The sequence below is a fragment of the Winogradskyella alexanderae genome (assembly GCF_020166335.1).
GTDB lineage: Bacteria > Bacteroidota > Bacteroidia > Flavobacteriales > Flavobacteriaceae > Winogradskyella > Winogradskyella alexanderae.
Genome location: NZ_JAIUJR010000048.1, coordinates 1 through 359, shown reverse-complemented (window position 1 = coordinate 359; position 359 = coordinate 1). Strand labels below are relative to the sequence as shown.

The following is a 359-nucleotide window of genomic DNA, read 5'->3' as shown; positions in this document are numbered from 1 at the left end:
GATCCTATGGATGCCAGGGGCACTGAAAGCGTACCGCTGGAATCGGTGATCTGCAGGTCGGCCCCCACCACGGCGAAGGCCGTGTTGACCTCGTTTGCTGAATCCGCATCAGCGTCATCCACGTTAAGAGAAATATTTGAACCATTAGATATCGAAATATCTCCTGGTGTTCCATCCGTACTTATATCTTGACTTTCTAGATTTTGTACTAGAGCCGTAAGGTCCAGTTGTGTCACCACGCCATCCTCGTCGGTATAGTCGATATTCACGTTATCCGGGTTCAATGCAATGCTGGTAAGCGTTTCCAGATTGGAAACATCCAATATTGTGGTCCCACCGTCCTCATCGGTATAGGTAAA

General features: G+C 48.5%; 1 pseudogene. It reads right to left on the bottom strand.

Features of this window, described 5'->3' with window-relative positions:
* Positions 1 to 359, bottom strand: a pseudogene (locus LBU54_RS15325) (hypothetical protein); the annotation flags it as partial.